The 14,611-nt window shown below is 72.1% G+C and carries 11 protein-coding genes; 7 read left to right on the top strand and 4 right to left on the bottom strand.

What is annotated here, in order from left to right:
- Positions 1–15: 15 nt before the first annotated feature.
- From BX283_RS35595 to BX283_RS35585, 3 genes are all read left to right on the top strand, one after another.
- Complete coding sequence (locus BX283_RS35595) at positions 16–1,206, top strand: transglycosylase family protein (RefSeq protein ID WP_101391510.1); 1,191 nt, start codon at positions 16–18, stop codon at positions 1,204–1,206.
- A 75-nt stretch (positions 1,207–1,281) separates the two neighbouring features.
- Positions 1,282–2,706 carry an FG-GAP-like repeat-containing protein gene (locus BX283_RS35590; protein WP_101391509.1) on the top strand — a complete coding sequence of 475 codons (1,425 nt, stop codon included), beginning with the start codon at positions 1,282–1,284 and terminating at the stop codon, positions 2,704–2,706.
- A gap of 184 nt (positions 2,707–2,890) precedes the next feature.
- Entirely contained in the window at positions 2,891–5,017 is a 2,127-nt protein-coding gene (locus tag BX283_RS35585; RefSeq protein ID WP_101391508.1) for a VCBS repeat-containing protein, read from the top strand.
- Between the two features lie 76 nt (positions 5,018–5,093).
- Here BX283_RS35585 and BX283_RS35580 read toward each other — a convergent pair whose 3' ends face one another.
- Positions 5,094–5,792, bottom strand: coding sequence for a response regulator transcription factor (locus BX283_RS35580; RefSeq protein WP_257584096.1), 699 nt, complete (start codon positions 5,790–5,792; stop codon positions 5,094–5,096).
- Positions 5,789–6,979 carry a sensor histidine kinase gene (locus BX283_RS35575; protein WP_101391507.1) on the bottom strand — a complete coding sequence of 397 codons (1,191 nt, stop codon included), beginning with the start codon at positions 6,977–6,979 and terminating at the stop codon, positions 5,789–5,791. The genes BX283_RS35580 and BX283_RS35575 overlap by 4 nt, the downstream gene beginning before the upstream one ends.
- Before the next feature lie 269 nt (positions 6,980–7,248).
- Between BX283_RS35575 and BX283_RS35570 the strand changes: the two genes are divergently transcribed.
- Together BX283_RS35570 and BX283_RS35565 are read left to right on the top strand one after the other, a co-directional pair.
- Positions 7,249–9,498, top strand: a complete 2,250-nt coding sequence (locus BX283_RS35570) for an MMPL family transporter (RefSeq protein ID WP_101391506.1) — start codon at positions 7,249–7,251, stop codon at positions 9,496–9,498.
- Positions 9,499–9,613: 115 nt separating this feature from the next.
- Complete coding sequence (locus BX283_RS35565) at positions 9,614–11,221, top strand: alpha/beta hydrolase (protein ID WP_257584095.1); 1,608 nt, start codon at positions 9,614–9,616, stop codon at positions 11,219–11,221.
- Between the two features lie 66 nt (positions 11,222–11,287).
- Here BX283_RS35565 and BX283_RS35560 read toward each other — a convergent pair whose 3' ends face one another.
- Positions 11,288–11,668 (bottom strand): nuclear transport factor 2 family protein, encoded by a 381-nt coding sequence (locus BX283_RS35560; RefSeq protein ID WP_101391505.1) that lies wholly within the window; start codon positions 11,666–11,668, stop codon positions 11,288–11,290.
- 142 nt (positions 11,669–11,810) lie between these two features.
- Between BX283_RS35560 and BX283_RS35555 the strand changes: the two genes are divergently transcribed.
- A complete protein-coding gene (locus tag BX283_RS35555; RefSeq protein WP_101391504.1) occupies positions 11,811–12,713 on the top strand; it encodes an AraC family transcriptional regulator in 903 nt (300 codons plus the stop codon).
- On the opposite strand, the gene BX283_RS35550 is transcribed toward BX283_RS35555, so the two are convergent.
- Positions 12,704–13,354 carry a TetR/AcrR family transcriptional regulator gene (locus BX283_RS35550; RefSeq protein ID WP_101391503.1) on the bottom strand — a complete coding sequence of 217 codons (651 nt, stop codon included), beginning with the start codon at positions 13,352–13,354 and terminating at the stop codon, positions 12,704–12,706. The two genes, BX283_RS35555 and BX283_RS35550, sit on opposite strands and share 10 nt — an antisense overlap.
- A 208-nt stretch (positions 13,355–13,562) precedes the next feature.
- On the opposite strand from BX283_RS35550, the gene BX283_RS35545 reads away from it, so the two are divergent.
- Positions 13,563–14,573, top strand: coding sequence for a threonine/serine dehydratase (locus BX283_RS35545; protein WP_101391502.1), 1,011 nt, complete (start codon positions 13,563–13,565; stop codon positions 14,571–14,573).
- The last annotated feature ends 38 nt before the right edge of the window (positions 14,574–14,611 follow it).

Genomic DNA, 14,611 nt, shown 5'->3' with positions numbered 1-14,611 from the left:
ATGTGAGGTTCCGTCATGCCCAGAACACCCCGCGGTTCGTCCCGTACCGCGAAGACCGCCGCCGCCCTGGCCCTCGCCGGGGTGACCCTCTCCCTGGCCTCCGCCGGATCCGCGAACGCCGCCTCGCTCGCCACATGGGACAAGGTCGCCCACTGCGAGTCCACCGACGACTGGCAGATCAACACCGGGAACAACCTCTACGGCGGGCTGCAGATACTCCTGTCGACCTGGAACGCGTACGGCGGCCGCCAGTACGCCACCTACCCCCACCAGGCCACCAAGCAGCAGCAGATCCTCATCGCCGAGAAGATCCTCGCCGGGCAGGGCGCGGGCGCCTGGGGCAGCTGCGGGGTCCGGGCCGGGCTCGCCAACGACCACGCCGCTCCGTACCCGACCACCCCGCCGGCGCCCGTCGGCATGGTCCACCTCACGGCCGCCGACCTGACCGGCGACGGGAAGAAGGACCTGGTGGGCGTCGAGTCCGCCACCGGCAACCTCTATCTGTACCCGGGCAAGGGCGACGGCACCCTCGGCGACCGTGTCCGCATCGGCTCCGGCTGGGGCACGATGAGCAAGCTCGCCGCCGCCGACTTAACCGGCGACGGCAAGGCCGACCTGGCCGCCGTCGAGAACTCCACCGGCACCCTGTACGTCTACCCCGGCAGCGGCACCGCGGGCGGTATGAACACCTTCGGCGAGCGCGTCCAGATCGGGGCGGGCTGGGGCGCGATGCGCGACCTCACCGCACTCGACACCGACAAGGACGGCAGGTCCGACCTGCTGGCCATCGACTCGGGCGGCGCGCTGTGGGCCTACCCGGGCAGCGGCAGAGCGGCCGGGATGAACACCCTCGGCGACCGCGTCCAGATCGGCTCCGGCTGGAGCACCATGGCCGAGCTCGCGAGCCCCGGCGACCTCAACGGGGACGGCACCGCCGACCTGGTCGCCGTCGACCCGGCGGGCGCGCTGTGGAAATACCCCGCCACCGGCTCCCTCAACGGTATGAACACCCTCGGCGACCGCAACCGGATCGGGACCGGCTGGGACGCGATGCGCCAGCTCGTCGGCGCGGACTTCAACGGCGACGGCAAGGGCGACCTCGACGCGGTGGAGGCGCCGACCGGCTCCACCGGCAGCTTCTACTTCTACCCGGGCAACGGCGACGGCGGTTTCGCCGACCGCGCCGCGATCGGCAACGGCTGGTAGCCACACCGCCGTTCGCCTCCCCGCTCTCTCAGACCCTCCGCTTTCACCCACCTTTCCCTCATAGGAGACTCCGCCATGTCCAAGTTCACCCACGTCAAGAAGTCCGCTCTCGCCGCGCTGACCGTCGCGGCCGCCGTCACCGGTCTGAGCGTCACCCCGGCGCAGGCCGACGCCGGTTCCTCGATGGCCACGCTCGCCCGGGGCGAGGTCGGCAACGGCCCCTGCGCCAACGGCGGCTACTGGAGCCACACCGACAACCAGGGCAGCAGCTGCAACGGCCGGGGCGGCGACTCCCACGCCTGGTGCGCGGACTTCGTCGGATGGGTGTGGTCCCACTACGACGTGGCACACATCGCTTCGCTCACCGACGGCGCGGTCAGCTTCTACGACTACGGCAAGGCCAACAAGACCCTGCACAGCACCCCGAAGGTGGGCGACGCGGTCGTCTACGACTACAACGGCAGCAACTGGGCCGCCCACGTCGCCATGGTGACCGGCTTCAACGGCACCACGGTGACAATGGTGGGCGGCAACGAGGGGCACCGGACCCACCCCGACGGCATCGTGCAGACCGAGTCGACCTCCGACTGGCAGGTGGGAAAGGCGCCCTGGGGCCAGACCATCAGCGGCTACATATCGCCGGTCCTCAACAGCGACTCCTCCGTGACCCCGGCCGACGCGGGCATGACCCACCTGGCCGGCGGCGACCTCGACGGCAACCGCACCCAGGACGTCCTGGCCACCGAGACCACCACGGGCGACCTGTACTTCTACCCGGGATCCGGCGCCGTCAGCGGCAACAGCACCCTCGGCCAGCGCGTCAAGATCGGCTCCGGCTGGAACACCATGACCAATGTGACGGTCGGCGACTTCACCGGGGACGGCAAGGCCGACGTCCTGGCCACCGAGAGCGCGGCCGGCGACCTCTACCTCTACCCGGGCACCGGTGCGGTCAGCGGCATGAGCACCCTCGGGGAGCGGGTGAAGATCGGCTCCGGCTGGTCGGGGATGCGCGACGTGGCCCGTATCGACGTCAACAAGGACGGCAAGGCCGACGTCGTCGCCGTCGAGAACGGCACCGGCAACCTCTACGCCTACCCGGGCACCGGTGCGGTCAGCGGCATGAACACCCTCGGCGAGCGCGTACAGATCGGCTCCGGCTGGAACGCGATGAGCCAGATCGTCACCCCGGGCGACCTCAACTCCGACGGCGTGGACGACCTGGTCGCCCGGGACGAGAGCGGCAACCTCTTCGCCTACCCCGGCTCCGGCTCGCTCAGCGGGATGGGCACTCTCGGCGACCGTGTCCAGATCGGCTCCGGCTGGAAGTCGATGACCAACCTGATCGGCGCCGACCTCAACGGTGACGGCAAGGGCGACCTCGCCGCCGTCCAGGCCGCCCCGGGCAGCACCGGCACCTTCTTCGCCTACCCCGGCACCGGCAGCCTGAGCGGCATGAACACCCTGGGCGAGCGCGTCCAGATCGGCACCGGCTGGTAAGGCACCCCGGCCGCCGGAGGGGTCGACGCCCCCCCATCGCACCACGTGGGGCCGCCACCGCAGCAACCAGGCGGTGGCGGCCCCGCCGTACATTCCCGAGGCCGCCTTGCACTCCCCCGCCCGCCCTGCACTCCCCCGCCCCGGATCACGACCGCCCCGGCATCCGACAAGGAGCTCCACCGCCATGGCCCGACCACTCCGCACCCACCGCATCCGCACCCGCGCGCGCAGCACCGCAGGGGCGGCCGTCGCGGCCCTGGCGGCGCTCCTGTCGCTGAGCACCGCGTCCCCGGCCGCCGCCGCCCCCACCGTCCCGGACGGGGGGATCGCCACGTACAACACGGTCGCCCGGATCAGCGCCGACGGCCTGGGTCTCCAGGGCGACGGCGGTCGCGAGAAGGCGCGTGTCGCCGCCTTCGAGTCCGCCCACCCCGCGCTCCAGCGCATGAAGGCCGCCGACGTGCTCGCCAGCACCGTCGGCACCACCGCGGGCCGCCCCCTGTGCCACACCTCCCGCATCGCAGGCGCCCAGGGCTTCTGCTGGTCCCCCGAGGACGACGCCAGCGGCTCCTGGATCCCGCAGGGTCTCACCGGCTCCGGCGAATCCCCCCAGTCCCAGACGCTGGTCAACGGCCGCAAAGTGCTCATCGCCGGCTGGTATGGCCCCAACGGGACCGAGCGGATCACCTTCACCGACGTCACCGACCCGGCCCATGTCACCTACCGGCACGTCCAGTTGGTGGCCCTCGACGACGCGGGCGGCAACTTCGTCCCCATCGTCCAAGGGCACGCCCACGGCGTGGTCTGGTCCGGCAGCAAGCTGTACGTCGCCAGCACCGGCAGCGGCCTCGACGTCTTCGACCTGAACGACCTGTGGAAGATGGACACCACCTCCGATACCTCCGTCGGCCTGGACGGCTCGGGCAGGGCCCACGGCAACGGGCACACCTACGTCCTGCCGCGCCAGGGCAGCTACGGCTACACCGGGGCGGGCGACGGCTGCGGCTCGTACGCCGGTGTCCCCCAGCGCCCCTGCATCACCTCGGCCTCCCTGGACCTGACCGGCGCCCAGCCCGCCCTGGTCACCGCCGAGGGCGACCCCTACAAGGTGGAAGGGGAGTTCGGCCGGGCCACCGCACCCGTGGTGCGCTGGCCCATCGACCCCGTCACGGGTGTCCTCAAGGCCGACGCGTCGGGCCGCGTCGCGGCCGCGGAGGCCTTCGCCTCCCCGATGGGCGGCGCCCAGGGAATCGCCATGAACAAGGGCCGCTTCACGATCTCGGGCCCCTGCCCCGAGTTCGTACCGGCGGAGCACCAGGACCCGAAGACCGTCCACAACTTCGAGAACTGCCTCTACCACGCCAGGCCGGGCGAGCCGGTGCGGCTGATCACGCGCGCACCCGTCAATCTGGAGAACCTCTCCTACTGGCCCGACTCCGACCAGCTCTGGATGCTCAACGAGGTCCCGGGCGGCCGTGTCGTCGAGCACACGCCCTGGCCCGGCGAGTCCGCCCGGGCGGGTATGACCGGGCTGACCGCGGCCGACTTCACCGGTGACGGCAAGAAGGACGTCGTCGGTGTGGAAGCGACCACGGGGAAGCTCTGGCTCTACCCGGGCACCGGCCGTGGCACGTTCGGCGACCGCGTCCAGATCGGCTCCGGCTGGGGCGCGATGGGCAAGGCGGCCGCCGGGGACTTCACCGGCGACGGCAAGGCCGACCTGGTCACCGTGGAGGCGGCCACCGGCGGGCTGTACGTCTACCCCGGTACGGGCAGCGCGAGCGGGATGAGCACCCTCGGCAACCGCGTGCGGATCGGCACCGGCTGGAACACCCTGCGTGAACTGACCGCCCTGGACCTCACCAAGGACGGCCGGCCCGACCTCGCCGCCGTCGACGTCGACGGCACGCTGTGGGCGTACCCGGGCAGCGGCAGCGCGGCCGGGATGGACACCCTCGGCGACCGCGTCCGGATCGGCTCCGGCTGGGACGACATGACCGAACTCACCAGCCCCGGCGACCTCGACAGGGACGGCACCGCCGACCTGATGGCCGTGGACCGCACCGGCGCGCTGTGGAGCTACCCCGGTACGGGCAGGCTCAACGGCACCGCCACCCTCGGCGACCGCACCCCGGCGGGCACCGGCTGGAACACCATGCGCGGGCTCGTCGGCGCGGACTTCAACGGCGACGGCAAGGGCGACCTCGCCGCGGTCGAGGCCCCGCCCGGCTCGACCGGCGCCTTCTACCTCTACCCCGGCACGGGCAACGCGACCCTGGGCAACCGCACCCAGATCGGCACCGGTTGGTGACGTCTCCCCTCCCCCGTATGCCCGGCCTCCGTGCCGGGCATACGGCGTTGCGCACGCCCCCGCCACCCCACGGCGGCTACCCGGGCCGACCCACCTCGACGACCCCCGTCTCGTACGCCACGATCACGGCCTGGGCCCGGTCGCGGACGCCGAGTTTGCCGAAGAGGCCGGTGATGTGGTTCTTGACGGTGGAGCCGCTGACGCCCATCGCCTCGGCGATCTCCGTGTTGTCCAGGCCCGTGGCCATCAGCCGCCACACCTCCGCCTCGCGCGGGGTGAGACCGCCGATCTGCGGGAGGGGCGGTCCGGGACGCTCCGGGGCCCTGACGTATGTGGAGATCAGCCGCGTCAGCAGCCGGGGCGCGACGGCCGCCTCGCCGGTGTGCACCACCCGTACCGCCGCCACCAGTTCTTCCGGGGAGATGTCCTTCGGCAGGAAGCCGCAGGCTCCGGCGCGCAGCGCGGCCACCACGTACTCGTCCATGTCGAAGGTGCTCAGCGCCAGCACCCGGCAGCCGGGCAGTTCCGCCGCGAGGCGGCCGGTGGCGGCGACGCCGTCGAGCACCGGCATGCGGATGTCCATCACGACGACGTCGGGGCGCAGCCGGTGGGCGAGGGCGACGGCCTCCTCGCCGTCGCCCGCCTCGCCCACCACCTCGAAGGCCGGGTCAGGAGTGAGGATCAGCGCGAGTCCGCGCCGCACGAGCGGCTGGTCGTCCGCGATCAGCACCCTGATGGCCCGCGTGGTCGTCATGTCGTCCGTCGTCCCGTTCATCGCAGCGCCCCCTCGCCGGCCGTGAGCGGCAGCCGTGCCGCCACCCGGAATCCCGCCTCGTCCAGGGGGCCGGCCTCGAAGGTGCCGCCGTGCAGCGCGGCCCGCTCCCGCATCCCCACCAGGCCGTAGCCGGAACCCGATGCGGTGCCCGCCCGCACGAGTCCCGCGTCGGCGCCCGTTCCGTCGTCCGAGACCTCCACCGCCACCCCGTCCGGTTCATACGTCAGGCGCACCTGGGCCCGCGCCTCGCCCGCGTACTTGCGCGCGTTGGTCAGCGACTCCTGCACGATCCGAAACACCGTCAGACCCACGCTCGGCGGCAGCGGCCGCTCGCTGCCGCGTACGTCGAGTGCGGTGGGGAGCCCGGCCCGGCACGACTCGGCGACGATGCGCTCCAGGTCCGCGATACCGGGCTGTGGTGCGGTCGGCTCGTCCTCCGCCTCGTCCCCGGCGCGCAGTACGTCCAGGAGCTGGCGCATCTCGCGCAGGGCCATGCGCCCGGAGCCCTCCAGCTCGACCAGTGCCTCCCTGGCCACCTCGGGATCACGGGCGAGGTTGGCGCGGGCACCCCCGGCCATCAGCTGCATGGTGGTGATGTGGTGCGCCACGATGTCGTGCAACTCCCGTGCGATGCGCCGCCGTTCGGCCGCCACTGCCCGGTCCGCCAGGAGGCGGCGGTTGGCCTCGATGTCCCGCTGCCAGCGGTTCATCACCGCCCCCGCGATGATCACGATCAGGGCGGAGAGCACATTGCCCACCACCTCCAGATGCGACAGCCGCGGCCACTTCGTCCAGTCGATCAGCGCCGCCGCCGCGGCCACCGACGACGCCGCCACCACGAGCGCGCGACTGAGGCGTACGACGGTGTAGAGCGCGACCACCGTGGCGGCGCCGAAGTGCTGTGGCGTCGGCACGCTCAGAGTCAACCCGAGTCCCAGCAGCAGCACCGCCGCCAGCACCAGCACCGGCGCGCGGCGCCGCACCAGCAGCGGCAGTGCGGCCGTCACCACCAGCACGCATCCGAGGACCGACACCTCGCCGTGCTCGGCCAGGCTGGCGAAGGTGAAACTGAGCAGGTCCATCACCCCGGCGCCGACCGCGACCAGGCCGTCGTTGCGCGACCAGGGCAGCGCGTCGCCGCCCTGCCGGGTCGCCGGGGCCCGAGGAGCGGGGCGTGTGGTCACCATGAGGATCCTGACTCTGCGAGGGGCGGTCCGGGCCGCCGATGGTGCGCCACGACCCCCTGTTCCATGATCCCAGTCTCGCACCCGGAACGCGGCCCGCCCCGGGCTCGCGGTCCGATTCCGCGCTGGGAGCAGGGTCCCAGTCGGCGCTCCCGTCCACCCCACGCTCCCAGGGCGTTTCTCCTCCCGTGCTCGGACGACTGCGTCCCAACGCGCTGATGTGCTGGTCACCGGCCCACAACGACCGACCCCAGCCATCCTCGGAGGACACAGTGATCCGCGCCCTGACCGGGTTCTCGACCCGCAACCCATGGAAGGTCATCGTCCTGTGGGCGGTGGTGGGCATCTTCCTGACCATGCTCGGCCAGGCGCTGCTCTACCGCGTCACCCAGAGCCAGAGCGGGGACTTCCTGCCCGCGAAGTACGACTCGGCCGCCGCGCTCAAGGTCGCCGAGGAGAAGTTCGGGGCGAAGCCCGACGCCAACGCGATGACGGTCCTGGTCGCCCGTGCGGACGGCGCGCCGCTGACCGGAGCCGACCAGCGACGGGTCGGCGACATCGCCGCGGAGCTGGGCCGACGGCGCGTCGAGATGCCCGAGCCCAGCGGGGACCAGCCGACGTTCCTGGCGGAGGACTACTCCCAGACACCCAAGGTCAGTCCGGCCATGGTCGCTCCCGACCGGAGCTTCGAGCTGCTCTCCGTGCAACTCACCGGCAATTCCACCGACCCCGGTATGCACGACCTCTACCGGGCCTTCCGCGACGACGTGAAGCACGAGTTCGCCGATGCCCGGATGCGTACCGGCTTCACCGGCGGACTCGCCGACCTCGTCGACACCACGGAGGCGGAGGAGACCACCACCAAGGTGGTCGGCGCGCTGATGGTCGGCCTGATCGTGCTGATCAACATTCTGGTGTTCCGCAGTGTGCTGGCCGCGTTCGTGCCCCTGCTCGCGGTCGCCGTCATCAGCGGCGCGGCACTGGGCACGGTCGTGGGCGCCGCGCTGCTCACCGGCATCGACCTCGACACCTCCACTCCGAGCCTGATCGGCGTCGTCCTGATCGGCATCGGGGTCGACTACTTCCTCTTCCTCCTCTTCCGCTACCGGGAACAACTGCGCGCCCATCCCGACCTGCCCGCCCGTACCGTAGCCGCGGAGGTCAGCGGCCGCGTCGGCACGGCGATCACCTCGGCGGCCCTCACCATCGTCGCCGCCTTCGCCACCCTGGGCATCGCGACGTTCGGGCAGTTCCGCGTCCTCGGCCCCGCCGTCGCCGTATCGGTCCTCGTCATGCTGCTGGCCAGCCTCACCTTCATGCCCGCGCTGCTCGCGGTCTGCGGGCGCAAGATGTTCTGGCCCTCGCGCGCTCTTCGGCGCGAGCCGCGACCGGGCACCGCCGGGCGCGTCGGTGATCTGGTCGCCCGCCGCCCGTTCGCTCTCGTGGTGGGCTCCGTCGCCCTGCTCGGCGCGCTGGCGGCCGGAGTCGCCGGGATCCACATGGACTTCGGCCAGACGGGCGGCGACAAGGACACCCCGGCGGCCGTCACCGCCGCCGAGATCAACCGCGCACTGCCCGCCGGGGTGTCGGATCCGACCACCGTCTACGTCACGGCCGACAAGGGCCACACGCTGACCGTGCGAGATGTCGACGCCCTGCCGAAGGCACTCGCCGAGGTCAAGGGCGTCGGCCAGGTCGGCGTGACCGTCCTCAACCAGGACCGCACGGCAGCCCGCATCGACGTCTACCTCACCGCCGACACCCAGAGCCAGCAGGCACGCGACCTCGTCTCGGGGCCGGTCCGCGACACCGTCGCCCTCCACACACCTGACGGCACCGAGGCCCATGTCGGCGGCACTGCGGCGATCTTCGCCGATATCTCCACCGCCGTCGACCACGATCTGAGGACCGTGTTCCCGGTCGCCGCCGGCCTGATCGCCGTCATCCTGATCGTCCTGCTGCGGAGCCTGCTCGCGCCGGCCGTCCTGATGATCGCCGTGGGGCTCGGCTTCGCCGCGACGCTGGGCGCCTCCGCGCTCGTCTTCCAGCACCTGCTGGACAAGCCGGGCGTCAACTTCGTCCTGCCGCTGGTGCTGTTCCTCTTCGTGGTCGCCCTCGGCACCGACTACAACATCCTCATCAGCGACCGCATCCGCGAGGAGATGGAACGCCCGGGACCGGCCCGTGCCGCCGTGGCCCGCGCGGTACGCCACACGGCTCCCGCCATCGCCACGGCCGGTGTGGTCCTGGCCGCTTCCTTCGGAAGCCTCGCGGTGAACTCGGCGCCCGCCACCCAGCAGATCGGCTTCGCGACCGGCCTCGGCATCCTGCTCTCCGCCTTCGTCCTGTCCATCGTGCTGGTGCCCACGCTCGCCGCGCTGCTCGGCCGGAGCATCTGGTGGCCGGTACGCCCGGGCCGCACCAAGGGCCGCCACCACGCCGAGCCGTCGGCCGACTTCCGGCCCCACGAGGTCGCCCCCCGCCCCCTTCAGGCAGTCGAATCACGGTTGCATAACGAGTAATTCCACTGCGTGACGTGTGCCATTGCACATGTCACATGATTCCTCTCAGGCCCTCCGCCACCGCGGGGGGCCTGACCCCGTCGCGCCATCCCGGCGCGCCGACTGAGGAGGGCACATGCGAAGACCATTGGCACTGCTGGCCGTTGCGGTCTCGACCGTCCTACTGGGCAGCGCGGTCCCGGTCGCCGCGGCCCCCGACAGCGACAGCCGCGAGACCGGCGCGGGCAGCCTCGCGTGGTCGTCCTGCGGTGACGCCGCGACCCCGGCGTTGCAGTGCGCCATGCTCGAAGTCCCGGTGGACTACGCCCATCCGGACGGGCGGAAGATCAAGCTCAAGCTCAACCGGCTGCCCGCCACCGCCCCCAAGGCCGAGCAGCAGGGCCCGATCCTGCTCAACCCCGGCGGCCCCGGCGACAGCGGGCTGTGGATGCCCGCCTACATCACCGGCCAGATCCCGGCCGACGTCGCCTCGACGTACGACTGGATCGGCTTCGACCCGCGCGGCACCAACGGCAGCGAGCCCCATGTGGTCTGCGACGCGCACTACTTCGACGGCGAGCGGCCCGACTACCAGGTCAGCCAGGGCACCGAGAAGGCCTGGCTGCGCAAGGCCGCGACGTACGCCGCCGACTGCGCGGCGGACTGGAGCTGGATCCTGCCGCACATGACGACGGTGGACAGCGCCCGGGACATGGACCGCATCCGCGCGGCGCTCGGCGCCAAAAAGATCAACTTCTACGGCGGCTCCTGGGGCACCTCACTGGGCTCCACCTACGGCCAGCTGTTCCCCACGCATGTGCGGCGGATGGTCCTGGACAGCATCGTCGGGCCCACCATCTCCTGGTACGACCACAACATCCTCCAGGACAAGGAGCACCAGCGACGCTTCCGCGCCTTCGCGGAGTGGACGGCCAAGGCCGACTCGGTCTACCACCTCGGCACCGACGCGGACACCGTGATCAAGAAGTACTACGCCGTGGAGGACGCGCTGCGCACCACCCCGGTGTCCGCCGCGCCCGCCCCCGGCAAGATCGGTCCGGCCGAGTTCGAGGACACCTTCTACGGGGGCGGCTACAACTTCCTGCGCTGGCCCCGGATGGCCACGGTGCTCTCGGGCTACCTCACCCGGCACGACACCCGACCGCTGAACATCGCCTACAACCGGTACGCCACGCCGGGCGCCGACGACGGCGCCTTCCCGAACTACAACGCCACGCAGTGCACGGAGAGCGCGTGGCCCCGGGACTGGGAGTTCTGGAAGAAGGACCAGGCCAAGGTCAACGCGGTCGCGCCGTTCTACACGTACAACAACATGTGGTACAACGCGGCTTGCATGTTCTGGCCCTACCAGGGCGGCCCCGGCCGACTGAAGGTCACCGGCAAGGGCCTTCCGCCGGTGCTGCTGTTCCAGGCCACCGAGGACGCGGCCACGCCGTACGCCGGAGGGGTCGCGATGCGCAAGGCGCTGCCCGGCTCCAAGCTGGTCGTCCAGAACGGCGGCAGCTTCCACGAGATCCTCTTCCACGGCAACGCCTGCCTGGACGACACCTTCGTGGCCTATCTGCGCGACGGAACCCTGCCCAGCGGCAAGGGACTCATCGCCAAGACCTGCGCCCCCGGGGCCGACCCGGCACCGACGTACGTCGAGCCCGCGGTGACCGCGAAGGCCTCCGTGACCGCGCTCTCGCCGACGGACCCGGAGGCGGTTCACGGCCGCTTCTGACCAACCGTCAGAGTTGAACCGACTGCCCATGTGTGCTCCCGGTTTCCATCGGGAGCACACATGGGCTCAGGCGGTGCCGAGCGGGTTGAGGAGGGTGAAGCGCCAGCCGCCGTCGGCGTCCTGGCGGGCGATGTTGGCGGTGGTCCCGGTCGGCGCGATCCGCACGCCGTCGGGGCCGTCGATCTCCATGGTCCAGTCGGTGACCAGGAGGGCGGTGTCCGCGCCGACGAGCGTATGCCGCTGAACATTCGTCAGCCTGCCCCGGGCGGCGACGGTTCCGCCGATCTCCGCACGCAGCGCGTCGGCGCCGACGACAAGCTCGCCGGTCACCGTACGCATACCCGCACCCGGGGCGAACAGGGCCAGCACACCGTCGACGTCGCCGACGTTCAGCGCGTCCTGGAACAGCATCGGCAGCTTGGCGGGATCGGTGATGACAGGAGACATGGTCAAAGTCCTCAACTAGGAAGGCGGGTTGGTGTCGGCTCTCGGTGCGGCGCCCGATGTCGTGACCGGTGCGCGCCCTTCGGCCGTGACTCCACAGTGCCCGCGCGGCCACCGTCCCCACGAGGTAGAGTCCGGACTCGACATGGTCGAAAATGGACAGCGCGAGGTCATCGACATCGCCTACGACAACCCCGACGGGCCGCACACCGGTATCGAGGTGCTGACCTTCGACGCGTTGAAGCCGCGCCTGAAGCGGTCAGTTGCCCGGCGGCCGAGCCGCCTCGACTTCCACCAGCTCATGCTCGTGCGCGGTGGCTCGGGCACCGCGATGGTCGATTTCGTCACCTACCCCTGCACCCGTGGCACGCTGCTGCACCTGCGGCCCGGCCAGGTGCAGCGTCTGCCGTACGGTACGGACGGCCGCCCCGCGAAGCTCGACGCCGTCCTGCTGATGTTCACCGCCGACTTCCCGCCGCCGCTGCCCGCGACGCGCGAGGTGCTCGACGGATTCGGCCCGGTCGCGTGGCGGCTGCCGCCCGACCGGCTCGACGCCTTCGAGCGCGCGGTGACGGAGATGCACGCCGAGTACCAGGCGCTGCGGGCGGTGACAGCCGACGACGACATCGAGCTGACCGGCGCGCTGTTGCGCCAACTCCTCGGTGCGCTGCTCATCCGCGTCGCGCGCCTTCCCGACCCGGCCGGACACCCCGGCCCCGCGGCGCCCGGCGCCGAGGTCCACCTCGCGTTCCGGCGCGAGTTGGAGCGCTCCTTCGCCACCACCCGCTCCGTCGAGGAGTACGCCGCGCGGCTCGGCTACTCTCCCCGCACCCTCACGCGCGCGTGCCTGGCCGCCACCGGCCGCAGCGCCAAGCAGCTCGCCGACGCGCGCGTCGCCCTACAGGCACAGCGGCTGCTCGCCCACACCGATCTGCCCGTGGCTGCGATCGGCCGCGCGCTCGGCTTCACCGAGGCCACCAACTTCGGCAAGTTCTTCGCCCGCGAGACCGGCCGCACCCCCGGCGACTTCCGCCGCGCTCAGCGCTGAGCCCGGGCGGGGTCGGCCGCGTCGATGAGCTGGCGCAGCGCCCCGAAGTAGACCTCGTGGCCCACCACGGCGGGCAGGACGGCGGCGATGTTCGCGGTCAGCACCGGGAAGTCGGCGGGGTCCAGCGCGGCCAGTGCGGTGCGGGTGGCGGCCTGGGCCGCGCCGGGGTCGCGGTGGTCGACGAAGCTCGCGCTGCCCAAGGTGAGCAGATACATCCGCCGGTAGCAGGTGATCGCTTCCTCGGGCGTCATCCCGGCCGCGAGGGAATCGGCCAGTTGCGGCTCGACCAGGCGCTTGAGGAGCTGGGGTCCGAGCCAGGGGCGGGCGCCGCGCAGGGCGACCAGGCCCGGATGGGCGGCCAGCAGCTCGTACAGACGCCGGAAGCGCGCTTCGGTGGCCCTGGCCCAGGCGGTGCCGGGCGGGATGTCGGGCAGGGACGCGGCGAGGTGGTCCACGCACAGGTCGAGCAGCCCGGCCAGATCCGTACAGCGGCGCTGGAGCGTGGCGTGGGCGATGCCGAGCCGGGCGGCCAGGGTCCGGAAACTCAGGGCCGCGGAGCCTTCCTGGTCCACGATGAGCAGCGCGGTCTCGGCGATGCGCTCGGGGGTCGCGAGGTCGAGGGAAGCGGATTGCCTGGGCATGTGAGCCAGCGTACGGTACACCGTATCGCCCGTCATCCTCACCGCCTGGCGCGCGTCGCCACCTGCTGCCCGTCATCCACACCGCCTGTCGGCCGTCACCCTCACCGCCGGTCGCCCGTCATCCACACCACCTGCCGCCCGTCACCGTCACCACTCGGCGCCCCACCCCGTCCCGCCCGCCCGCCCTCTCCGCATGGGAGTCCCCGACATGCACCAGCTCACGTACGGCGACGTGAAGGCGGCCGCCGACCGCGTCGCCGGGCGCGTCCGCCCTGTCACCCTCGCCCCGGCCGACCCCGGAGAGGTCCGCGCCGCCCGTCGCGACCCTCTCGACGACCGCCCCGACGAGCCCGGCGAGGTGTGGCTGGCGCTGGAGTTCATGCAGCACACCGGCTCGTTCAAGGCACGTGGCGCGCAGAACTTCCTCCAGGCCCACCGCGAGGCCGGGACGCTCCCGGGCGCCGGGGTGACGATCGCCTCCGGCGGCAACGCCGGGCTCGCCTGCGCCTGGGCCGCCCAGCAGCAGGGCGTCACCGCCACCGTCTTCCTGCCCACCACCGCGCCCGCCGTCAAGGTCGCCAGGCTGCGCGGCTTCGGCGCCGACGTCCGGCTGGTCGGTGCCGAGTACGCGGACGCCCTGGCCGCGTGCGAGGACTTCTCCGCCACGACCGGCGCGCTCGCCTCGCACGCGTACGACCACCCGCTCATCGCCGCCGGGGCCGGCACCCTGCTGGAGGAGATCGTCCAGCAGGTCCCCGACCTGGACACCGTGGTGGTCGCGGTCGGCGGCGGAGGCCTGTTCGCGGGCGTCGCCACCGCCGCCCTGCACCACGGTGTACGCGTCGTCGCGGTCGAGCCGGAGAACTGCCGCGCGCTGAACGCCGCGATCGGGGCCGGCCGTCCGGTCGACGTCACGGTCGACTCGGTGGCGGCGGACGCCCTCGGCGCGCGCCGCGCGTCGAGGATGGCTCTGCACGCAGCCCAACGGGCCGACGTGCACTCCGTACTCGTACCCGACAGCGAGATCATCCGTGCCCGGCAGGCGCTGTGGGACCAGCGTCGTATCGCGGTGGAACACGCCGCCGCGACCGCGCTCGCGGCCCTGACCGCACCACAGCGGGGTGGCTACCGGCCCGGCGCCGGCGAGAAGGTCGCCGTCGTCCTGTGCGGGGCCAACACCGACCCCGGAGACCTCACCGGCCCGGTGGACCAGGTCTGATCGACGACCAATGAGGTACGAGGCCGTCGTCCCCGTAA

It is taken from the genome of Streptomyces sp. TLI_146 (assembly GCF_002846415.1).
Classification (GTDB): domain Bacteria; phylum Actinomycetota; class Actinomycetes; order Streptomycetales; family Streptomycetaceae; genus Streptomyces.
Note: the sequence above shows the minus strand (reverse complement) of the source record. Positions and strands in the feature narration are given on the sequence as shown.